The sequence below is a fragment of the Ruegeria sp. CDSC051 genome (genome assembly GCF_059610665.1).
On record NZ_JBXWOC010000002.1, the window covers coordinates 161,676 to 183,531 of the forward strand.

The 21,856-nt window shown below is 55.8% G+C and carries 18 protein-coding genes; 4 read left to right on the forward strand and 14 right to left on the reverse strand.

Going from position 1 to position 21,856, the window contains the following annotated elements:
* The 9 genes from AC2FH0_RS06350 to AC2FH0_RS06390 form a co-directional block, all read right to left on the reverse strand.
* A complete protein-coding gene (locus AC2FH0_RS06350) occupies positions 1–1,020 on the reverse strand; it encodes a glycosyltransferase family 2 protein (RefSeq protein WP_185956666.1) in 1,020 nt (339 codons plus the stop codon).
* Positions 981–1,928, reverse strand: coding sequence for an NAD-dependent epimerase/dehydratase family protein (locus tag AC2FH0_RS06355; protein WP_496691627.1), 948 nt, complete (start codon positions 1,926–1,928; stop codon positions 981–983). Before AC2FH0_RS06355 ends, AC2FH0_RS06350 begins: the two co-directional genes overlap by 40 nt.
* Before the next feature lie 10 nt (positions 1,929–1,938).
* On the reverse strand, positions 1,939–3,183 hold the full coding sequence (locus AC2FH0_RS06360; RefSeq protein WP_496788857.1) for a class I SAM-dependent methyltransferase: 1,245 nt from the start codon (positions 3,181–3,183) through the stop codon (positions 1,939–1,941).
* Entirely contained in the window at positions 3,183–4,385 is a 1,203-nt protein-coding gene (locus AC2FH0_RS06365) for a DegT/DnrJ/EryC1/StrS family aminotransferase (RefSeq protein ID WP_142636227.1), read from the reverse strand. Before AC2FH0_RS06365 ends, AC2FH0_RS06360 begins: the two co-directional genes overlap by 1 nt.
* 24 nt (positions 4,386–4,409) lie before the next feature.
* Positions 4,410–5,543 carry a CDP-glucose 4,6-dehydratase gene (gene rfbG / locus AC2FH0_RS06370; RefSeq protein ID WP_496691636.1) on the reverse strand — a complete coding sequence of 378 codons (1,134 nt, stop codon included), beginning with the start codon at positions 5,541–5,543 and terminating at the stop codon, positions 4,410–4,412.
* A gap of 8 nt (positions 5,544–5,551) precedes the next feature.
* Positions 5,552–6,361, reverse strand: coding sequence for a glucose-1-phosphate cytidylyltransferase (rfbF, locus tag AC2FH0_RS06375; protein WP_142636222.1), 810 nt, complete (start codon positions 6,359–6,361; stop codon positions 5,552–5,554).
* 96 nt (positions 6,362–6,457) lie between these two features.
* The gene (locus AC2FH0_RS06380) at positions 6,458–8,092 is read right to left on the reverse strand and encodes a glycosyltransferase family protein (RefSeq protein WP_496691637.1); all 1,635 of its coding nucleotides are present in this window, start codon (positions 8,090–8,092) and stop codon (positions 6,458–6,460) included.
* A gap of 1 nt (position 8,093) precedes the next feature.
* Positions 8,094–8,516: a GtrA family protein gene (locus AC2FH0_RS06385; protein ID WP_496691638.1), complete on the reverse strand. Its 423-nt coding sequence runs from the start codon at positions 8,514–8,516 to the stop codon at positions 8,094–8,096.
* 84 nt (positions 8,517–8,600) lie between these two features.
* Positions 8,601–10,535, reverse strand: a complete 1,935-nt coding sequence (locus AC2FH0_RS06390) for a polysaccharide biosynthesis protein (RefSeq protein WP_185956665.1) — start codon at positions 10,533–10,535, stop codon at positions 8,601–8,603.
* Between the two features lie 1,020 nt (positions 10,536–11,555).
* Here AC2FH0_RS06390 and AC2FH0_RS06395 point away from each other — a divergent pair.
* Genes AC2FH0_RS06395 through AC2FH0_RS06405 form a run of 3 tightly spaced genes read left to right on the forward strand, consistent with a single transcriptional unit; the run spans position 11,556 to position 13,764 of the window.
* Entirely contained in the window at positions 11,556–12,161 is a 606-nt protein-coding gene (locus AC2FH0_RS06395) for a sugar transferase (RefSeq protein WP_496788859.1), read from the forward strand.
* On the forward strand, positions 12,158–13,072 hold the full coding sequence (locus AC2FH0_RS06400) for a methionyl-tRNA formyltransferase (protein WP_281995073.1): 915 nt from the start codon (positions 12,158–12,160) through the stop codon (positions 13,070–13,072). Before AC2FH0_RS06395 ends, AC2FH0_RS06400 begins: the two co-directional genes overlap by 4 nt.
* Positions 13,069–13,764, forward strand: coding sequence for a PIG-L deacetylase family protein (locus AC2FH0_RS06405; RefSeq protein WP_496709025.1), 696 nt, complete (start codon positions 13,069–13,071; stop codon positions 13,762–13,764). The genes AC2FH0_RS06400 and AC2FH0_RS06405 overlap by 4 nt, the downstream gene beginning before the upstream one ends.
* Positions 13,765–13,795: 31 nt before the next feature.
* Here the strand turns inward: AC2FH0_RS06405 and asnB are convergent, their stop codons facing one another.
* From asnB to AC2FH0_RS06420, 3 genes are all read right to left on the reverse strand, one after another.
* Positions 13,796–15,745, reverse strand: a complete 1,950-nt coding sequence (asnB, locus tag AC2FH0_RS06410) for an asparagine synthase (glutamine-hydrolyzing) (RefSeq protein WP_496788860.1) — start codon at positions 15,743–15,745, stop codon at positions 13,796–13,798.
* Positions 15,746–15,748: 3 nt separating this feature from the next.
* On the reverse strand, positions 15,749–16,879 hold the full coding sequence (locus AC2FH0_RS06415) for a glycosyltransferase (protein WP_496730822.1): 1,131 nt from the start codon (positions 16,877–16,879) through the stop codon (positions 15,749–15,751).
* A 94-nt stretch (positions 16,880–16,973) separates the two neighbouring features.
* On the reverse strand, positions 16,974–18,137 hold the full coding sequence (locus AC2FH0_RS06420) for a DegT/DnrJ/EryC1/StrS family aminotransferase (protein WP_496788862.1): 1,164 nt from the start codon (positions 18,135–18,137) through the stop codon (positions 16,974–16,976).
* 424 nt (positions 18,138–18,561) lie between these two features.
* Between AC2FH0_RS06420 and AC2FH0_RS06425 the strand changes: the two genes are divergently transcribed.
* Positions 18,562–19,794 (forward strand): glycosyltransferase family 4 protein, encoded by a 1,233-nt coding sequence (locus AC2FH0_RS06425; protein ID WP_496691349.1) that lies wholly within the window; start codon positions 18,562–18,564, stop codon positions 19,792–19,794.
* 24 nt (positions 19,795–19,818) lie between these two features.
* Here AC2FH0_RS06425 and AC2FH0_RS06430 read toward each other — a convergent pair whose 3' ends face one another.
* Positions 19,819–20,655: a sulfotransferase family protein gene (locus AC2FH0_RS06430; RefSeq protein WP_496705149.1), complete on the reverse strand. Its 837-nt coding sequence runs from the start codon at positions 20,653–20,655 to the stop codon at positions 19,819–19,821.
* 33 nt (positions 20,656–20,688) lie between these two features.
* A complete protein-coding gene (locus tag AC2FH0_RS06435) occupies positions 20,689–21,852 on the reverse strand; it encodes a glycosyltransferase family 4 protein (RefSeq protein WP_496788863.1) in 1,164 nt (387 codons plus the stop codon).
* Between the last annotated feature and the right edge of the window lie 4 nt (positions 21,853–21,856).

The following is a 21,856-nucleotide window of genomic DNA, read 5'->3' on the forward strand; positions in this document are numbered from 1 at the left end:
TCACTCAGCGGCGCTTTTTACACGATCAGCTTGCTGTACCAGATCCAGAGTTTCCGGACGGTTCAACTCTTGTTCGACAATGGGTCGATTCAAGTCTTTGGACTGCAGGAAAATCCGCCCAATATATTCGCCCATTATTCCCAGGAACATCGCATTCAAGGTCATCGACAGCAGCAACAGGATGGTGGTCGTGGCAAAACCGCCCGGCCAGTTCTGGCCAAAGAACAGCTTGCCGATCACATATCCGATCATCAGCAAAAAAGTCCCTGTGCCAACCGTCAGACTAATCATCGAGGCAAGGCGCAAGGGCAGAAGCGAGTGGTTGATCAACCCGTCGACAGCAAGCGACAGCATGGCCCGAAACGGAAATTTCGACTCGCCAGCGGTGCGCGCATTGCGATCATATTCAAAGCCGATCTGGCGGAAACCCATCCCACTGATTAACCCGCGAACATAAGGAGAGCGATCATCGACCCGGCGCAGCTCGTCCAGAATACGCCGGTCAGTCAGCCGAAACTCGCCCGCATTTCTCGGCAAATCATCATTGCTGATCATATCGATCAACGCATAAAAGCCGCGCCGCGCGGCAGCGACGATGGGTCCGTCCGGCAGGCTACGGCGAATGCCGTATACCACGTGATATCCCTGTCGCCAGGTATCCAGCATCTGCGGGATCAGCTCGGGCGGGTCCTGCATGTCGCAATCCAGTTGGATCGAACAGGCCCCGTTTGCGGATCGATAGGCCGTCAGAACTGATGACTGATATCCCATATTGCGGGCAAACCGGATAACCCGGACACGGGGATCAGCAGCAGCAATATCCGACAGGATTTCAAATGTACGATCCGTGGAATGGTTGTCAGTGAAAATGATCTCGGGCTCATAAGAGGGCAGATCATCAAACACTTTGGTCACACGTTCATAGGCCGTGCGAACGTTATCTTCTTCGTTCAAAGCGGGGATCAGGATTGAAACCAAAGTCACGCGTTCATCTCCGCTTGTTGTGACTGTTTTGTCCATTGAACCGTCCTTTCAAGGCCTTCACGCAAAGCGATTTTTGCCGACCAGCCATAACGTTCCGCCATCTGTGAAGGATCCGAAACCAACAATACCGGGTCATCCTTCGGCGGCGCAGAAGAAACCAAATCCAGAGCTGCTCCGGTCAACACCTGCAACTCTCCTGCGACTGCGGCCATATCCGGAGCATCGCCAGTAACAACATTGATGACCGACCCCGCCTTGTCCGGCGCGTCAGCAATCAAAAGCAGCGCTTCGACTATGTCGTCAATATGTATCAGATCACGCCGATCATGTGGACGATGAAGGAAAACCGGGGCTTTCCGCAACAGGCGGCCAATGGCATGGGGTATGAAGAAATCTTCTGACTGTCCGGGACCATAGGTCAGCGCCAACCGAGCCGTAACAGCCTTGAACGGCAGCCGGGGCTGAGCCATTTCAATATATTGCGTTCCGGCCACCAGAGACGCGCCATAGGAATTTCGCGGGTTCTCTCGCGAAGTTTCGACATAGGGCAGCTCGATATCACCATATTCCGCAATGGATCCGGTGCGCACAAACGCATTGGGCGGCTGATCACAGATGGCCAAAGCCGACAGGATCGCAACCAGCGTCGAGAGATTTTGCAAAATACTGGCATTCAGATCTGCCAGGTCATCAGTCTCGGCAAATTTTGTCTGCGCGGCGGTGTGCAAAACTACCTGGGGTCGGAACGCATTCGCGACGCGTTTGATCGCGGCAACATCCGAATACCCATCGGTGAAAAAGCGGATTCCCGAAGCACCTTGCAAACGGCCCCGAGAGGAACCCGGCCGCGTAAGCACAGCGACCTCATCGCCCCGGGCCAAGCAGGCCCGAACCAGATGAGAGCCAATGAATCCGCTGGCTCCGGTGATCAATACGCGCGTCATTGTTTCCCCTTCAGGGAATAACTACTGGCATTGGCAAAGGCACGATGAACTTGCCGCCAGCGGCTTCGAAATCAGCCATCTGCTCGCGGATTTCGTCAAAGAAGTTCCAGGCCAAAACCAACAGGTAATCAGGTTTGCGTTCCATGACCGCTTCGGGGGCCAATACAGGAATAAGCTTGCCCGGCGAATACAGGCCCTGTTTCAACGTGTTCCGGTCAACCAGAAAATCCAGAGTTTCCGTGCCGATATCAAAGTAGTTCAACAGCGTGTTACCCTTAGCGGGCGCGCCGTAGCCAGCGATCGTTTTACCCGATGCCTTGAGGTCGGCCAGCATGGAAACAAGGCTGTCCTGCATCGCGTGAACACGCTCGGCAAATGCTTCGTATGCCTCTTTGTTGGTCATACCTGCGGCATCTTCGTCAGCCAGCATATCAGCAACAATCGGCGCCGGGGTTTTGTTCAGCGCGGCGGGTTGCATGAACACGCGCATCGAACCGCCATGAACCGGCAGTTTTGTGACATCCACTACATCGAGTCCAACGGACTGGCCCAGTTTGACGACGGACAGAAGGCTCAGTTCAGAGACATGTTCGTGATAAACATTGTCGAACTCGTTGGTCTCGAGGATCATCTTGCCCCAAGGCACTTCGATGATGAAGACGCCGTCATCTGTCAACAGGTCCAGAACACCTTCGGTAAAGCCGTGCAGATCGTCTATATGGTTGAAGGTATTGGTCGTCGTGATGACGCTGGCCGGCCCTTCGGTTTCACGAATCTGCTGCGCGGTGGCGCGGTTGAAAAAGTCCACATGGACCCGAACGCCCCGTTCGCCGGCAATCTTGGCAAGGTTGGCCGCCGGGTCGATGCCCAATGTGCGCCCGCCCTGATCATTGGCATGGGACAGCATCAGCCCGTCATTACAACCGATATCAATGATCAGCCCACCTTGCGCACGCTCTACTGCGACCGAGGCGAGTTCGGCGAAATGCGTATGCATTGTTGCCGCACCGGACGGGACATAAAGATAGTCCGTAAAGAAATCAGCAGGCACCTGATCTGCAACCTGGATCAAGCCACAATCCAGACAGGCCTGAGTATTCAGCGGGAAAGCCGGTTGCGGAACATCCTTTTGCTCGGGCCGTGCGAACATATTGGCGGGCGGGTGATCGCCCATCGGCAGCACAAGCATAAGGTTGGTAGACCGGCAGGTCCGGCAGGTCGTGCGAACAGACGTATTGATGCTTTGATCGTTCATCAGACCAGTGCTCCTTGGAATTTCAATGCAAATTCTTCAAATTTTGCATGCATATAATCGATTTGCGCTTGTATCAGACCATGGTGACAAGCCAGCAGGATACCCCCGCGCATAACCGCATCGGAATTGGGATAGCCCGCGGGATCTGCACGGTATTCTACTTGCTTCATGGCAGGCTGACGCAGAATGTTTCCGGTAAAGACGGGCCGAGTTTGAATGTCTGAAGTCTCAAGGAATATCTGCATCTCGCGCCGCGTGAATGGGGCACCTTCGCGCAATGTCAGCGGGAAGGCCAGCCACCCGGTGCGCGAGTTCGGCAGTTGTTCAGGCAGGATGAACCAGTCTTCATAGCGGGCAAAAAAGGCGCGATGAGCAGCGAAGGCCTCTTCGCGCACGCGGATGTTGTTGTCCAGTTTGCTCAGCTGCACCAACCCGAATGCCGCGCTGATTTCCGAAGGTTCAACGTTATAGCCAAGATCCTCGAACAGAAATTTGGCATCATATTCGATCCCGTCCAGTTTGACGTTGAACCGGTTCTCGATGGCCTCGGATTCCACAAACAGCGAGGACGACCGCCCCCAGGACCTCAGCAAAAGCGCCTTGCGGCCAAGCTCTTCGTCATTCACGCACAACATGCCGCCATTCCCGGCGCCATTGATGACGTGGCTGCCGTAAAAGCTGGTGGTAGAGACGTCGGAATAGACGCCCGTGCTTGTACCGTCGATGGTTGCGCCCAGCGTGTCAGCGCTGTCTTCAATTACCTTCAGACCATGCGCATCGGCCAGCTCGCGGATACGGCGCCAATCTGGCAGGTTTCCGATCAGTGACGGGATCATGACGGCAGATGTATTTGGCGTAATCATGCGTTCGATCGCGTCTACGTCGATATTATAGGTCCCGACCGCGGCATCCACAAAGGTCGGGATCAGGCCCTGACGGACAAGCGGAGCAACCGTCGTGGCAAAAGTCAGGGCCGGAGTGATAACTTCGCTGCCCTTTGGCAAGTCCAGAATCTCGACCGCGAGATAGTTCGCCGATGACCCCGAGTTCACCATGATGCCGTGGCGTTTGGAAAACAAAGCAGCCACTTTTTCCTGCATCTCGCGCACTTTGGGGCCCATCTGGGTGGACGTTTTCAGAACTTCGACAACCGCGTCGATCTCTTCCTGGCCATGCACGGTTTGACCGTAATTCACTCGCATTATTCTTTTCTCCTCAATAACCCGCTATTGCGCGGCGACCGGAGCCCGGTCGAAATCCCGTGAAGACATCAGGTCACTGTAGAACCCGATCTGATTGTTTGTGATCCCACCCATCTCCGAACCGGTGGCATGGGCCTTGTACCAGTCTACTGTCAGGCGAACGGCTTCGGGCAATGTCAGTTGCGGACGCCAACCCAATCCCGTTTGCGCCTTAGTGCTGTCCAGTCGAAGAATACCTGCCTCATGCGGCGCGGCAGATGTCTGTTCAGCAGACGCCATCGAAAACTGTGGCGCTCCGTCGCCCCAGGCATCCTGCATCAGGGTTGCCAACTGCCGGACATCCACCGTCCCCGACACATCAGGGCCAAAATTCCAGGCGCCAGCAAAGCTTTGCCCATCCCGATACATTCGCGCGGCCAAGGCCAGATAGCCCGACAGCGGTTCAAGAACATGCTGCCAGGGGCGCACGCTGAGCGGGCTGCGGATAACCACCGGTTCGCCCGCCTCGGATGCGCGGATCACGTCGGGGATAAGCCGATCTTCGCCCCAGTCGCCCCCTCCGAACACATTCCCGGCCCGGACTGTTGCAAGTTGCGGCCCATCCGCTGATGAAAAGAAGGAATGACCATAAGATTGCGCCACAAGCTCGGTACAGCCTTTCGAGGCGCTATACGGGTCCCTGCCGCCCATCGGATCGTTTTCGCGATAACCCCAGGTCCATTCCTTGTTGTCATAACATTTGTCACTGGTGACAACGACCACCGCCTTCAGTGAGCGCATCCCCAAAGCGGCATCCAGAACATGGGCCGTTCCAGATACATTGGTCGCAAAGGTTTCGGCAGGATCCCTGTAAGACCGGCGCACCAAGGGTTGGGCGGCCATGTGGAACACGATTTCAGCGTCCACGCCTGACAGTGTATCCAGCACCGCCTGACGATTGCGGATATCCGCAATCCGACTGTCGGTCAGCCCGTCAACAGAACAGGCATCAAAGAATGAATGCCCCTGTTCGGGAGGCAGTGACAAGCCTGTCACCTCTGCCCCCAGACGCCTCAGCCATGCACAAATCCACCCGCCCTTGAATCCGGTATGCCCGGTCACAAGAACACGGCGGCCGGCAAAAACGCCATCAAACTGAGAATTGACCTGCCCGCTCACGGTTCACCTCATATCGCCAGAGCTGGGTAGCTCTTGCCCGAACCTTCGTTGAAATTAAGCCAGGGCGGCGTTTCACCTTCGCACAGACCGTCCAGGGTATTCCTGTCGCGCAGGGTATCCATCGGGTGCCAAAACCCATCATGGCGATAGGCCATCAACTCTCCGTCGCGGGCCATCTGGGTCAGCGGGGTCTGTTCCAGCGGCTCATTGTCATCAACCATATAGTCCAAGACGCCCGGCTCGAAGACGAAGAAGCCGCCATTGATCCAGGTTTCGCGATTGCGGACTTTTTCTGTGAAGGCGTCAACCCTGTCGCCCTTGAGCTCGATGTTACCAAACCGCGCCGGGGGCTGAACCGCAGTTACGGTCGCCAGCTTGCCGTGTGATTTGTGGAAATCAATCAGTGCATTGATGTCGATATTTCCCACGCCGTCCGAATAGGTGCACATGAACGGTTCATCAGGAGTCAGCCAATCCTTGAGCCGACGGATACGACCACTGGTCATGGTATGCGCACCGGTGTCGACCACTGACACATTCCACCCGCCCGGAGCAGAAGGGACCAGTTGCAATTCCCCAGTGTCCAACGATACCGATATATTGTTGGCGATCAGGTGATAATTGGCAAAGAACTGCTTCAGCAGCAATGCTTTGTACCCGGCAGCCACAACAAAATCACGATGTCCGAAATGGCTGTAGATATCCATCACGCGTGCGATGATCGGACGCCCGCCCACTTCAACCATGGGCTTGGGAATGGAAACCGTTTCTTCGGCCAGACGCGAGCCTAGTCCACCAGCCAGAAGTACCGTTTTCATTGTCTATCCTTCCTTTATTCGATCAATAGAATTGATGGTCATGTGAATGGGCCCGCCCAGGAAAAATATAGGCAGGTTGAGTCGCGCAGGCACTGGTCATTGTTCAGCCCCTGCAGCTTTCAAGTATACCACACCTTGGCCGTAGCGGTTGTTCAGACCTGATAATTCGACTGGGCGGTAGTTGTTTGCCCGCGCATAGCTCAACAATGGGGCTTCCAGAACGGAATCGTATCCAAGCAGGAAAGCCGAAGGCGGGTTATCTGCAAACAGAGCCGGTAAGTCTTCGGCGCCTGCCATCACGTATTTGCCGGCAAGTTCCGGATCCGTGAAGGGTGCAATTCGGTAAGCGAATGGCCCGGTTGCAAATTCTGGATAAACGCTCAGGCCCGCCTCAAGCGGATAGATCGGCAGCAAAGTCGCGACCGGACCATCAGGCAGTGCACTGCCTGCCACCGCATCCCGCAGGACAGCGCCGGAACCGGCAAAACGGGCCGAGGTGAACTTCGAAGGCTCTGTCAGCGAGACCAGGCCCATCCCGATACGCGGGAGTCCCAGGATGACCATCAAGACAATACCTGCCGCAAGCACAGGCACTGCCTCGTGCCGCCGTGGCGGGTCAAGCCGACGGAACAGAACCGCGAGCAGCAGAGGCAGACAGACCAGAGGCTGGATATAATATTGCGGGAAACCGGGCGTTGGAACAAAAGCCATTGAGGCAGTCAGGATAATGATCGCCAGAACAACACCACCATGCCGCAGTTGCGAGGGCTGCATTTCGTCGACACGCGCACCACCACGCAGGATAATCCAAAGCACGGACAGAATGGCCATAACCATCACCAGGCCCACTCCGGCCACCCATGCCGAATGGGCCAGCATCAACTTGCCCGACAATCCCAGGGCCAGCCCCGGTTCTGTTGCGGCGTTGGCCTCCCAATAGGCGACATGTGGTCCGGTGTGAAACCCCAAGACATGCGCCAGAAAGACGCCCGGATCAGCGAGCAGGAAGGCAAACAGGGGCAAGGCCCCGATCAACCCTCCGATCAGCAGCGGCAGAACCACGGCTTTCAGTCGTCGTGCCATCGAAACATCTGCTGGCAACAAGAATGCGGCAAGAGCAATCGGCGGAATAAACAGTACCGCACTGACCTTCATCCCCGCCGCAATAGACAATGCGACGCCCGATAGGACCAGCGTCAAAAATCGCGGCGCGGGCTTTGACGTCTCGATCAAAAACAGGCCAAGCCCGATGACCGCAAATGGCAGTGGCAACAGATTGTTGGTTGCGGCCATACCGGCGCCGGTCAGAAACAGCTCGCATGTCACGATGCCGATAACTGAAAAGACGGCGAGAACCGGCGATCCCGACAAGCGCAGCGTTACCCAACCAGTTGCAGCGATCAATCCAAGCCAGGCCAGAAACAGGCCGATCCGAGCGGACCCCAACAGGCCGAACTCATCGAACAGAATGCCGGACCCAAGGTAATACCACGCCGAATAAGGGACGTGATTGTAGAAGAAGTCCGAATAAAGCTCCCACTCTCCGAGTAAACGCGCCGGAGGGACGAACATCAGCTCATCCCGGCGCAGATCATAGGTCATCAGGCGGCCGAACAAACCGGCAATCAGCAACACAAGCCCCAGACCAGCGGTCACGATCCCAAGCATAGCACCCATGCGCGTACTTGACGGGGTGGTGCCCTTAAAGCTTGATATTCTCGCATCGCTCATCTCAGCCCCTCCGATCCAACGCCTGACCCCGGCCAAGCGCACGCGAAATCATGAGGTAAGACAATATGACAACCGGCCCCAATGCGACCGCCTGTGCCAGATAGGGATCAAGCCCAACCTGCATCAAACCGCGCAAAAGCAGCGCATTCACAAAATACAGCACGACATAAGACATCGCATATAGCGGGAAACGGCGGTATCCCTGCACGCCAAAGACAAACCGGGCGTGGATACAAAAATTCCAGATCACACCCAAAATAAATTGAAGCAGAAGCGCAAGCTGTGGATGCATGCCCGCAAAAATCAAAAGGGCAAACACGCTATAGCCAAACGCCGTGTTGATCAGGCCGGCCCAGATAAACCGTACCACCTGCGCACGTTCCTCTGACGGCGCAAAAGCCGAGCGTATATTAAGCCTCGCCATCAAATGTTGGCCCTTTCGGCGGAAATATTAAACACAGAAACCAAATTCGGCAAAATAACCGACACCAGAAAAAACAATGCTAAATCAGCTGCCAGCGGGCAGCAGTTCCGGGTTTTCTCCTTCAGACTGACTGACCGCATTTGCTGCGTTTGTGCCAGCGCTTTTGAAAATGGGCTTAGACGAGAATTCCGAAATCGGAACCGGACGCAGGCCATTTGCACCATACCCTGGCACGAGCTCTTTCAGCAGGCGCTTGGCTGCCAGTTCGTCACCTTCTGCCGCAGCCTGTTCCAGTTTCCGGATCATGGCGCGCAGGCGGGCGACGGGAATGCCCTCGGGCCGCGCGGATCCGACGCCCGGAATGCCACATTCGTGGCGCTTCTCAGACGCATCAAACAATTCCTCGAACAGCTTTTCGCCTGGACGAATTCCAATGAATTCGATGTCGATATCCTCATAAGGCTTTAGCCCGGCAAGGCGGATCATCCGTTCGGCCAAATCCACGATCTTGACCGGCCGACCCATATCCAGAACGAAAATCTCTCCGTGGCTGCTTTCCATTTTCAACCCGCTTGCGGCCGCAACCAGAGTCAGTTGCACGGCCTCACGGATGGTCATGAAGTACCGTTCCATCCGGGGATCAGTCACGGTCAGCGGACCACCGTTCGAGATTTGACGTTGAAACAGCGGGATCAGCGAGCCCGACGACCCCAGAACATTGCCAAACCGCACCGAGAAGAACCGGGTTTCTTCCTCGGTTCCGTTGGTTACACGGTCCTGCGCCTGAACGTAGAACTCAGCAACGCGCTTGGTTGCACCCATCACATTGGTGGTGTTTACAGCCTTGTCCGTGGAAACCTGTACCATCGCGATGGCACCATAGTTCCGGGCCGCATCCGCGACGTTACGGGTTCCGATCACATTGGTCAAAACGCCCTCGCAGGGGTTCATCTCAACCATCGGAACATGCTTCAGGGCGGCGGCATTGAACACCAGCTCGGGGCGATGACGTTCAAAGATGTCATTCACACGCGACGCATTGCGAATGCTTGCGATATACATCCGCCGGGGAACATCTGGAAAGTTCTGCGACAAATCCATGTCGATGGAATAGGCGTTGAACTCGCAATGGTCGATCATCACCAGTTCCGCCGGATCGAAAGAGGCTATCTGACGTGCCAGTTCGCTACCGATCGAACCACCGGCACCGGTCACCAATACGCGGCGCCCACGGAACATCTCGCGCAACATCGAGCGTTCGACAGCTTTTTGTGGCCGCTCGAGAATTTCTTCCGGGTTGATAATACAACCGTTGGCCGCATCCTGGCCTTCTTCCCCAAGACCCGGCACGCGTGAGACAGCGATACCGTTGGATTCACACCAGCTGGTCAGCTTGCGGATGCCGTCACTTTCAAAATGCGTGATCGGTTCGGTCAGGAACAAGCGTCTGGGCAAATGATCCCAGGCTTTAAGCCGCTCGACCACGCGATCGGCATCCAGAAGAGATCCGATAATCTGAACATCGTGGAAATACAGCCCCATGGTATTGCGCGCATCGTCAATAATGCCCACCGGCTGATACTTGGAATGCGTATTCCGCAAAGACCTGACAAACAGATCACAACTTGCACCCGTGCCAACCAAAAGCACCGGAACCTTGTCCTGATGTTCGGCCATCAACCGCGCATTCTGGCGATTCAGCTCACGGCTACGGGCAACTACACGCAGGGCACTGAGCAGAAGGATCATCAAGCCAAGCTGAATAATGAAGGCAGCGAAGGGTACAGCCTTGGTCACTTCGAAAACTGCACTGGCAGCCATGAGGCACAGGACCAACATTGTCGATCCCCGCAGGATCAGACGAATGTCTCGCAGTGATGTCGAGCGTGTGTGGCGCCGGTACATGCCCGCAAGCGGGAAAACCGCCAGTCCAATCAGGCTGGACAAGAGCATCAGCGGGAACATGGCGGGCGCCATCTGTTGCGCTACCGTTCCACCATTCGCAAGATTGATTGCCACTACGGCTGAGAAAGACGAAGCAACAATGTCTCCAAAGACTAATCGATGATTGGCACGCAACTCACTAACAATCTGCGTTTGCCAGCAATGAAAACCCGAAACCATTTACCTCACCCCTTTATCTCATCACCGGCTCAATTCCGGTCGAGAATTACTCGTACATCGTTACCCAACAGGGTCCTGCAGCATCAAAACATTGCCACAGCTCCCAACTGATCACTCACAGACCGCTTGCAGCTGTCCTATATAAACCAAAGGCTCGCGATCAGATGATCAACCGAAAGCCTTATACCCGTATCTTTGTTTTGCCCCCTTCACTTGAGCTTGTCTCAATCGCCCAAGTTGAACACACTCACTTCACTCGTTAATAATAATAATTCGCGCAAGTAACAAAATTGTTCCTCTGGTTCGCCGGTTAGCGCAATTTCTTCAATCTCCTTCAACGCTAACATACGTTTCCGCGCCCTCAAAAGTAATTTCTTCACACTTCATTAACGAATTGCAGCGTTTCCTGAAGTACTCTTTGACTGATATTTTGCTGAGGGTTGCCGAATTTCCTCCCTGTTTCGGCTGACTTGAGCGCCGATTGACCTAGCGTAAACAAGAGAAATGCTAATCTCACGGGGAAAATTACAGTCATTTTCTCAATCCGATGAAATCTTCGGGGGCCGCTGTCCGGGTCTCAATATTGGCCAATCGATCCACAATAAGCCCCTATCGGGGCATTGTGAACCAAGACGCAACAAAGATGACAACTCCTTTCGGCCAATCCTCTAATGAGTCGCAGGCCGGTTTTCCTGACAAAGGCTTTGTGAACTTGGCGCATGCTTGGAAAAATTTCCGCATAGTCAGGGTGCCGGTCAGCTCTGCCGCTTGAATCGAGAATCGATTTGGGATCAACTCAGCCCAGACTTCGTATCAGTGCGCCGGAACTTGGATCCGGCCAACAGGATGATCCGGAGAGATGTTGGTTCTTGGTTTGATATTCGTAGTTTTCAGCTACAGTTCTTGGGTTTGAATATGAACAGATTTCTCGAAATACTGTGTTGCCTGATCGCGGGCACGATCGCGCTGCCCTTTTTTCTGGCGGGTTGTGTGATTGTGCTGTTTTCGGTCGGGCGACCTTTGTTTTTTGGCCAACGGCGGGCAGGCTGCAACGGGCGCGTCTTTCGCATCTGGAAGCTGAGAACAATGTCCGACACACGCGATCAAAGCGGGGCTTTGCTGCCAGATTCGGAACGTCAGACAAAAACCACCAAGCTTCTGCGCCGCGTAAGGCTGGATGAGATGCCCCAGCTTGTGATCATCTTGCGCGGAGATATGGCCCTTGTTGGCCCCCGTCCCCTGCTTCCCGAAACCATCGAAGAGTTTGGAGACAATGGGCGGTTGCGCTGCACGGTTCGGCCCGGTCTGACAGGGTGGGCTCAGGTCAGCGGCAATACCGCGCTTTCAAATGACGAGAAGCTAAAGCTGGATCTATGGTATGTCGCGCACCGGTCACTGTCGCTTGATCTGAAGATATTGTTCGAAACCATTATGGTAGCCTTGGCCGGAGAGCATAAACGCCCTGACCGAATTCAGGCCGCAGACAACTGGCTGGACAGCCGAAAGGAGACACCTGCATGAAGACGGTATTTGTGGGGGCGGTCGAAGGATCGCATGTCGCCTTATCCGCCATATGTGCCCGAGGGTTTGTACCGGATTTGGTGGTGACACTACCGCCGGACTTGTCCCACCGGCACTCTGATTTTGCAGATCTCAAACCCACTGCAGATCGGTATGATATTCCTGTCCACTATACGGCCAAAAGTGACTCGGCCGGAACAATCAAAACCATTCAAGCCGTAAAACCTGATCTGATACTGGTCATCGGGTGGTCTCAGATATGCGGGCCGGAATTTCGAGCCCAGGCAAAGATCGGATGCGTCGGGTTTCACCCATCCGCCCTGCCCCGTCTGCGCGGACGCGGTGTGATCCCCTGGACTGTCATATTGGGCGAAACCGATGTAGGCGCGTCATTGTTCTGGCTGGGTGAAGGGGCCGATGACGGCCCGATTGCGGCGCAAGCTCGATATGCGGTCGATCCCAACACGGTAACAGCGCGCGAACTGTATGACCGGGCGCTTCAGGCCCTGACGCAGCTGCTGCCTCAGCTTCTGACGCAAATCTCTGAAGGCGATATCCCGGCGGCTCCGCAGCCAGAAACCGGGATCAGCCTTTGCGCGCGGCGGCGGCCCGAGGACGGGCTGATCGACTGGACCAGACCCGCGGCAGAGATTAACCGGTTGATACGCGCAGCCGGACCGCCCTATCCCGGCGCTTTCACCTACACTGCCTCCGGTGAGAAGCTGGTCCTGCTGGGTGTACAGAACACCGCCCTGCAGGGCTACTATATCGGCCTGCCTGGTCAGATACAGGCCATCGAAGGAAACCGGTTTACGGTCGCCTGTGGGGATGGGAAATGTCTGGACATCATAAACTGGACCGGCGCCGATGCGCCGCCCGAACTGCACTCAAAGCTCAGGAATTCCGAATGACAGCGCTGACACCTTTTGACGGACAGGACGGACCGGTACTTGTGGTTGCTCCGCACCCGGATGATGAAGTCCTTGGGGCTGGCGGCACCATCGCACGACTGGCAGATGCAGGTCGCGCAGTCCATATCGCGATTGTCACAACGGGTCGGTCGCCCCGGTTCAGCACGGAACAGATCGCCAATGTACAGGCCGAAGCCAGGGCCGCACATGAGCATCTTGGTGTGACGCATACGCATTGGTTGGATTTCCCTGCCGCTGAACTGGCTGAGCACCCCCATGGTGACCTGAACGCAGGTCTGGGAACACTGATCCGCGAACTCGACCCAAGTGTCATCTTGGCGCCGCACCCCGGCGACATCCATCTGGACCACCAGTTGAGTTTCCTTTCGACTTTGGTGGCAAGCCGACCTTATCAGGACAAATACCCGACGACAATCGCGGCCTATGAGACGCTGTCCGAGACAAATTGGAACGCGCCATATCTGACGCCGCCATTCGTGCCGAACATGTTTGTGGACATTTCGGATACATTGGAGCGTAAACTGGAAGCCTTCCAGTTATTTGCAAGCCAGGTCAAACAGCCCCCGCACGAGCGTTCGGTTCAGAGCTTGAAAGCGTTGGCAACTTTGCGTGGCGCGACGGTTCACCGGGCCGCGGCTGAGGGCTTTGTCTTGGTCAGGTCGGTTATCTGACTGACCTGATCGCAAAATCGCCAAGCTGTGATCAGCGCATCCACGCTTCGGACCATAGTTGGAACATAAAGACCGTCCACAGCTGAGCACCCCAGTTGCGTTTGCCTGATTGGTGCTCGGCCCAGCATTTTTCCAACGCTGCCTTGTCCACAAAACCCTCAAGCCCGTTCCCATCCAGAAGAATGCTGGAAACACGGGACTTTAGGGGCCCGCGCAGCCAAGCGTTGAGTGGGATACCGAACCCGCGCTTTGGCCGGTCGTACAGCGATTGCGGAACCCGCTTTTTCAAAAGCTCCCGCAACGCCACCTTGCCAACCTTCCCGTCGCACCGAAGCGAAGCCGAGGAACGCCAGGCGGCCGTTACAACGCGATAGTCCAACAATGGGGCGCGCATCTCAAGGCCCACCGACATCGAAGTGCGGTCGGCCTTCACCAGAATATCATCCGGCAAATAATAGAGCGAATCCAACAACATCATGCTGTCCAACTGGCTCAACCCTGCGGGCAAATCATGCGTTCCGATCTCATTGCCCAGCGGGATGCCGGACTTTCCAAGCATACCGGAGGACCAGATCGAAAACTGGGCCTGATAGCGGCACTGGAACTCTCGCCCCTGCAGAACCGGCGCCAGCTTGGCCAGACGATCCGCGCTCAGATCGTCACGCATGCTGCTTGGGGCGAATGGCTTGAGGACAGGCACCAGAGCGCTCAGCACCGATTGCGGCGTCTGCGACAGCGCCTGAATCGCCAGGTCAGGCATCTTGCCCTTCAGGCGTTCAAAAGCCTGCATCCGAACATAGCGAGCATAGCCACCAAACGACTCGTCACCGCCGTCGCCGGACATGACGACCTTAAGCTGCTGGCGCGCCAGTTGCGAAACCAGCAGGGTTGGTAGTTGCGACGGGTCGGCGAAAGGTTCGTCAAACACCTGCGGCAAGCCTTCGATGGCTTGAAACGCCATTTCCGGCGTCGCCGTCACCTCGTGATAATCCGTCCCAAGATATTCGGCGATAGCCTTTGCATGGTCGGCTTCGTTGGTGTCTTCGTCATCGAAACGCACAGTAAAGCTGGGCACTTTTCTGTTCGACTGCTCTTGCATCATCGCGGTGATCAGCGACGAGTCGATGCCACCCGACAGGAAGGTCCCAACCGGCACATCCGCAACCATCCGCTCGCCCACCGCGCGCAGCAGTTCGGATTCGATTTCAGCTATTGCTGTTTCATCGTCGGGATATGGGTTTGCGCGCGCCTCGGTGACTACCGCCTCGATATCCCAAAACCGCTCGATCCCTTGCAGAAGCGCATCCAGCGAGGCCGGTGGGGTGTCAAGTTTGATCTCGACCATAGAGCCCGCAGGTAGTTTCAGGACATTTGGGTAAATCGTGCGCGGGGCAGGAATATATCCCAACCGAAGAAACGATCCTAAGGCTGCGCGGTCCACCTCTGCCGGTCCAAATTCCGGATGCGCGCGCAGTGACTTCAATTCGGACCCAAACAGAACGGTTTTCCCGGCCAGGCCCAGATAGAGAGGTTTTTTGCCAATCCGGTCGCGTGCCAGTGTCACGCTTTGGGTTTTCCGGTCAAACACGGCAATGGCAAACATCCCGTGGACGCGGTCCAGTGTCTTGCGGATACCCCAAAGCTGCATCGCCGCCAGCAAAACTTCGGTATCGGACGTACCCCTGAAGCTTATGCCCAGATCCTGCAATTCCTGACGCAATTCCAGATAGCCATAGATCTCACCATTGAACACAATGGTGAACCGGCCATCGGCGGAATCCATCGGCTGTACCCCGGTTTCCGAAAGATCAATAATGGCCAGACGCAGATGCCCCAGGGCCACGCCCTGATCTGGGTCCACAAACAACCCGGTTCCATCCGGGCCACGGTGTTCAATCGATTGACACATCTTGCCAAGGACGGATGAGGCCTGAGACCGATCAACGGTGCCAAAGTTGATAAATCCGGTGATGCCACACATCGCTCAGATCCCCTTCTGTTCTGGCTGAGAGGCAATCTTATCGGGATCAAGACTGCCGCTCTCCAAAATGTCCCGATACTGTGCGGCAACGCGGTCAAGCTGGTAAGTGCTGGCCACAATCGCCCGGGCTTTTTCTCTTTTTTCCAGATACTCTGGGGCCGACCAATTTGCGGCATGGACCAAAGCGTCTGCCAGCAATTCCGCGTTGCGGGGCGGTACGATCAATCCGCAGTCGCGAATGATCACCACCGCATCACCCACATCCGTCGACACAACGGGGTGGCCATAGCTCATCGCTTCGACAATGACATTCGGAAACCCTTCGGTTCGGGATGAAAGCACCAGCGCATCAATCCGTTTGTAGAATGCAGCCATATCATGCAGGTCGCCGCACAGCTCTACATTGTCCGCAGTCAGGTTATAGCGCGCCAGCAATGATTGTACTTCGGAGTTTTCAGGCGACATATTCTCTCCGGCCGCGATGATGCGCAGATCGGGGACTGACCGCAGCGCCAGGGACAGAGCCTGGAAAAGGGTTTCGTGATCCTTCTGTGGATGAAACCGCGCCGCGATCCCAAAAACCCTGGGCGGGTCGCTCCGCACCACAGAGGCTTGAGGCATGATCAGACCGTTCGGAATGACGCAAGACCGCGCAGCAGCAAACCCGTTCTTCGTGTGCTGATCCAATGCGCGTTGCGAGTTATAAATGATCCCTGCACACCTGCCCGACAAACGCCGACACAGATCAACGGCAATCCGCGTGCTGCGCGTGAATGAGCTGGTATCGTCCAAAGCCTGCCGCACCGTCCAGTAAATTGGCACCTTTCGACCTGATATCCAGCTGGCAATCAGCCCGATGACCATCGCATGGTACATCCAGCACAGAACCGCCTGCGGTTTATACTGACGGATAAGACGCGATATCTGCAATATCGCGCGTGGCATGGACGACAGTGATCTGGCATTCAATCCGATCAGAACGGCGTTTGGATTTGCACATTGGCTTTTGATCCTGTCCGAAACCTCCGTCAGCGACACCACCAATACCCGATCCCCGGATATGGCAACCAGCCGCGCCAGCATCGCCTGGGCCCCGCCCTGACCGGAAAAATCGGTGATGACATGCATGATCATCCGTTCAACACCCGAAACTCACTAACCTGATCCGGCGGCACATGCCGGGTCGGAACCTTCAGACACGCGCCCTGGATGCGGCGGTGTGAACTGCCTATGCACGCGCCCGATCTCCGATTTCGCGTACAAATTCTGCCAGACCGGTGATGTCTTGATGCGACCAGGTCGGATCAACCAGAAAAGCAAGGCTGGTTTCACCAAGCTCTTTCGCCACCGGCAAGGGATCAACCGGGCCGACACCAAGGCGTGCGAACATCTCTTCTCTATATATTTCAGAACAACTGCCCGAGAACACGGGGAAACCCGCCTCAGAAATCTCAGCTATGATGCGATCCCTGTTCCAACCCGAGGCCAGATTCTCAGGTCTTATGAACGCATAAAACCGGTAATAGGCGTGTGTCAGCCCGGCAGGTGGAACAGGTACCCGAAACGCAGCGCATCCGGATAGAGCTTCCGCCAAAATCTCGGCATTTCTGGTTCTATGGGCGCGCCACCCGTCCAGTTTCGCCAGCTGAATGCGCCCGATGGCGGCGGACAGCCCGGTCATCCGCAGATTGGTGCCCGGCTGACCACTATGCAGCCATCGAAACCCCGGAGGGTGGCTTTTGTTGAACACCTGATCATAGCTTTTGCCGTGATCCTTATAGCTCCAGACCCTGGACCACAGTTCATCATCATCGGTGATCAGCATGCCGCCTTCACCGCCGGTTGTGATGATTTTATCCTGACAGAAAGAATACGAGCCGCAGGTGCCAAAGGTTCCCACGTGCTGGTCACCGATCATGGCACCATGCGCCTGCGCACAGTCCTCGATCACCCAGAGGTCCCGACTGCGCGCCAGATCCATGAGACCCGCCATATCCGATGGCCACCCGGCCAGATGGACTGCGATAATCCCCACGGTTCTGTCGGTCAGAACCGGTGCAATCGTTTCTGCGGTGATATTCTGGCTCTCGCGATCCACATCTGCAAATACCGGCTTGCCACCGGCCAGAAGGATCGAACTGGCAGACGCGATAAAGCTACGCGGTGTGACGATAACCTCGTCTCCGGGTCGGATGTTCAACGCCAGCAGCGCGGCGTCCAGAGTGACCGTGCCATTTGCCATGGCGATCGCATGCTGCGCGCCGGTATAGGCGCTGTATTCACGTTCGAACTCTTTGACATCGGGGCCGGTCCAGGCATTCACGCAACCGGATCTTAGCACTGCGCTGACAGCATCAATTTCATCTTCTTCGAAGAATGGCCATTTGGGCATCAGCTGTTTCCCTTCAGATAAGCGGCCAGAGGATAGCCGAGGGAAGATGGGCCAAGCCTATTATTGCTCAAATTTAGACAGCAGGATTTCCGGATCATTTCTTTACCTCACGCCAAACCATCCGAGGAGGTCAGGCAAACTCAACAATTAACAAATTTTTGGCGGCCAGCGCCTGAATTGGAAACAAACTCCGCAGTTTCGGAAATATCTTTTTGTGCCGCGGCAGGCGAAACCTGACCTGAATCGATTGCTTATGCAAGGTTCCAGGTCACTTAACAGCGTGATTTTTCAACAATCAGGCCGCAGACAGTCAGAGGTGAAAAATAGGCAACAATCGGCTTTGGTGACAGCCCCGTTGACAGCTTCGGCGACATGGATCAGCATCGTCTCAACCTTGGTTTTTAAAGTTTGAAATGTTTCTTTGATGAGTGATTTTCCCAACACCGCTTCCGGTGCCCAGGCCGTACCTGCCGAACGTGGTTCGACAACTGGCGGACGCCCAAAAGTTCTGTTTGTCGGCAATCTTACGACCTCTTTGACCAATTTTCGTTATGACCTGCTGAAAGAGCTTGCGGAACGCGCAGACGTACTTGCTTGCGCACCGGAAAACGATGCGGCCACCGAAGCAGCCCTAGCCGAGATCGGCGTGACATTTCGGCAAATCCCTATGGCGCGCGCGGGGTTAAATCCATTTCAGGATCTGTCCACCCTGTTCACACTGATCGGGATCTGCCGGGAAATACGGCCCGATATCGTCTTTGCCTATACGATGAAGCCGATCATCTTCAGCGGCCTTGCGGCGCGGTTGACCGGCGTTCGGCGGCGGTTCGCGATGTGTACCGGGTTAGGTTATGTATTTGCGGATGCCGAACTGACCCTGCGCCGAAAAGTGCTGAGAGCGGTGGCGACAGGCCTTTACCGGTTCGGATTGAAAGGTGCCGACGAAGTTCTGGTTTACAACTCGGTCGACGCCGAGGAGTTTCGCAGCAGACGTTTGCTGGCACCTCAGGCCGCGCTGTCGATTGTGCCCGGTTCCGGTGTCAATCTCGCCAGATACGCAAAATCCCATCAGCCTACGGATCCACCCGTGTTTCTGATGATCGCACGTTTGCTGCGTGACAAGGGCGTGTTCGAATATGCCGAAGCCGCCCGGCAGCTTAGGGAACAATTCCCTGATGTGCGCTGTCAGCTTTTGGGTCCGCTGGATGACAACCCGGACTCGGTCAACGCACAGCAGCTCGAAGAATGGGGCCAGCAGGGGCATATCGAGTATCTAGGCGAAACCAAGGATGTTCGGCCATTTCTCAAGGAATGTTCGGTCTTCGTATTGCCCACCGTCTATCGTGAGGGCATCCCCCGCGCCATTCTTGAGGCGATGTCGACAGGGCGCGCCGTCATTACGACCGATGCCCCGGGATGCGCCGATGCGGTCAGCGACGGGGAAAACGGGTTTATCGTCCCCAAACGCAATCCAGAGGCGCTGGCGGAGGCGATGAGAAAATTCGTTGAAGACCGGAGCCTAATCGAATCCATGGGTCAGGCCGCGCGGGCGCGTGCCGAGCAAGAGTTCGACGTCGCGCGGATCAACACGATCCTGCTGCGGAAGATGGGCCTAATCGACAGCGATACCAAGCTGCCCTCCACTGCCACCGACTGATCCACACCCATTCTAAGCTCACGTCTAATCCGAGAAACTGCGCCACCCGCGGCTGAGACCCGGATCAATAGCATCAAGCTCGGCGACGTCAGGCCTATAGAAATCGGCCATTTTCTGCGCCAATACATCCGGCAATTCAGGATACTCCACCTGCCGCGCCACCGCTTTGCGAATCGCCTTTAACGGCCCCGTATGCCGGATCGGGTCAAGCAACGGTCGAAGCGGCGCCAGAACCCGCCTCAGAGGCAAGGGCACGATTGGCGTATTTTTGTTTTTGACCCGCTCTTCTAGTGGCGGCTCCACGACACCGGAAAAACCGATGTGTTCGGCGACACGGCGTAAGGTTTCTACCGGTTGTGAGATCGTGTTTTCGTAGGCCAGCAACAGAATTTGATCTGTCGGGAACAGATCGTAGAAACGGCGCAGGTGATAGGCATATCTACCATTGTGCAGGAACCTTTCATCACCGGCCTTGTCAGGGTCCAGATACCGATGAATGTCGTCCCCGACAGTGCCCCGGCGATACAACATGCAGTAGTCGGAATAGGCCCTTCGAACCGGATCGCGCATCTGCAGGATCAACCTGACATCGGGATAGTCACGGGCAATCCTTTTGGCCGCCTCTGGATGTGTCAGATAGGTATTGCATTTTTCGCCTACGATACTCTGGTCTGAATATCCCTCGTATTGATCGCGATACCAGACCGCCCCCCGGTCATAATGATCCGAGAAATAGTGCAGCTCGGGATCCGGCATGAAAATCTGCGGCGTCGCCGTCAAAGAATTCTGCAACCAGGTGGTCGCACATTTCGCAGCACCGAATATCAGGAAATCTATCTTTCGCTCGTTCGCCAGGCCCATATTATCCTCTAATCCCTACGATCCGCATCGGGATCACGATACCAATTCGCGGTACACGTCGGACACTTCGGCCACGTGTTTATCCAACCCAAAATTATCCTGCACATATTGGTAGGCCGCTTGTGTAACCTGCTGCCTCAGCTCCTGGTCCTCGATCAGAGAAACGATTGGCTCAACAAAGGCTTCGGGGTCTTCTGGATCCACCAGAAAACCGGTTTTGCCATGATCGATTGCCTCGACATTGCCGCCGTGCCGTGTGGCCACAACAGGCAGTCCAAGGTGCATTGCCTCGATCAAAGTACGTCCAAATGGCTCGTTCAAGGCCGGCACAAGGGTGGCATCCATGGCGACCATGCACTTTTCAACATCCTGCCGAAACCCCATCATATGAATCTGCGCGCCCATCCCCTGTTCTCGTGCCACGTCCATGGAGCCTGTGTCCAACCCGTCATCGGGATTGAGTACTTTGCCAAATAGCAGGCCATGTACCGGCCTGTCCCCAATCTGTTTCTGAATGGCCACAAGGCTTTGGACAAAATGAACCGGCCGTTTTCGCGGTTCCAGATGGCCAAAATATCCTAGAAGAACTGCATTTTCCGGCGCACCGATTTCGTTCAGGATCATCCGACGCGCCGCGTCTGGATCCGGGCGCTGAATGCTCAGGTCGAAGGGGCTGCGGATGACCTGAAACTTTTTATCAACCGAGCGTATCGGGCGCGAGGGTTTCGAAAAATACGACACGCTTAGGATGCGGTTCGAAAACACCGGCGCGACATAGTTAACGCCTACCGCGCGCGGATCCTGCCTGTGGTGCCAGATATGCTTGATCCCCAACCGTCTGGCCGGAAACACCCAATTCACATGCAATCGGCCCTCATTTGTGTGGACGATATCTGGCTTTTTGTCCCGCAAAAACCGGACGAGCTGGCCGTAGGTCCGGGTCCAGTATTCCGGAAAGCCAACATCTGCATCCGTTTTGTTGTTTGGAGGGCCCATAAGCCTGGGGCCCTGCAAAACTTCGACATTCAGACCCAGCGATTGAGCATACTGCCCAACCGACCCAGCTTCGTTGTGGCAAAGGACCAATGGTTCAAACTGATCCCGGTCCAGACAGGACGCAAGTTTGAGCGCGGAAACATGACTGCCGCCCAGATCTGCCCAACCTGCAAAGGGAAATAAAACGCGTATCTTTTTCATTCTG

What these genes read in the sequence shown, in the direction of transcription:
- AC2FH0_RS06350 (WP_185956666.1), bottom strand. Translation starts at nt 1,020, where the DNA reads ATGGACAAAACAGTCACAACAAGCGGAGATGAACGCGTGACTTTGGTT.
- AC2FH0_RS06355 (WP_496691627.1), bottom strand. Translation starts at nt 1,928, where the DNA reads ATGACGCGCGTATTGATCACCGGAGCCAGCGGATTCATTGGCTCTCAT.
- AC2FH0_RS06360 (WP_496788857.1), bottom strand. Translation starts at nt 3,183, where the DNA reads ATGAACGATCAAAGCATCAATACGTCTGTTCGCACGACCTGCCGGACC.
- AC2FH0_RS06365 (WP_142636227.1), bottom strand. Translation starts at nt 4,385, where the DNA reads ATGCGAGTGAATTACGGTCAAACCGTGCATGGCCAGGAAGAGATCGAC.
- rfbF (WP_142636222.1), bottom strand. Translation starts at nt 6,361, where the DNA reads ATGAAAACGGTACTTCTGGCTGGTGGACTAGGCTCGCGTCTGGCCGAA.
- AC2FH0_RS06380 (WP_496691637.1), bottom strand. Translation starts at nt 8,092, where the DNA reads ATGAGCGATGCGAGAATATCAAGCTTTAAGGGCACCACCCCGTCAAGT.
- AC2FH0_RS06385 (WP_496691638.1), bottom strand. Translation starts at nt 8,516, where the DNA reads ATGGCGAGGCTTAATATACGCTCGGCTTTTGCGCCGTCAGAGGAACGT.
- AC2FH0_RS06395 (WP_496788859.1), top strand. Translation starts at nt 11,556, where the DNA reads ATGAACAGATTTCTCGAAATACTGTGTTGCCTGATCGCGGGCACGATC.
- AC2FH0_RS06400 (WP_281995073.1), top strand. Translation starts at nt 12,158, where the DNA reads ATGAAGACGGTATTTGTGGGGGCGGTCGAAGGATCGCATGTCGCCTTA.
- AC2FH0_RS06405 (WP_496709025.1), top strand. Translation starts at nt 13,069, where the DNA reads ATGACAGCGCTGACACCTTTTGACGGACAGGACGGACCGGTACTTGTG.
- asnB (WP_496788860.1), bottom strand. Translation starts at nt 15,745, where the DNA reads ATGTGTGGCATCACCGGATTTATCAACTTTGGCACCGTTGATCGGTCT.
- AC2FH0_RS06415 (WP_496730822.1), bottom strand. Translation starts at nt 16,879, where the DNA reads ATGATCATGCATGTCATCACCGATTTTTCCGGTCAGGGCGGGGCCCAG.
- AC2FH0_RS06420 (WP_496788862.1), bottom strand. Translation starts at nt 18,137, where the DNA reads ATGCCCAAATGGCCATTCTTCGAAGAAGATGAAATTGATGCTGTCAGC.
- AC2FH0_RS06425 (WP_496691349.1), top strand. Translation starts at nt 18,562, where the DNA reads ATGAGTGATTTTCCCAACACCGCTTCCGGTGCCCAGGCCGTACCTGCC.
- AC2FH0_RS06430 (WP_496705149.1), bottom strand. Translation starts at nt 20,655, where the DNA reads ATGGGCCTGGCGAACGAGCGAAAGATAGATTTCCTGATATTCGGTGCT.
- AC2FH0_RS06435 (WP_496788863.1), bottom strand. Translation starts at nt 21,852, where the DNA reads ATGAAAAAGATACGCGTTTTATTTCCCTTTGCAGGTTGGGCAGATCTG.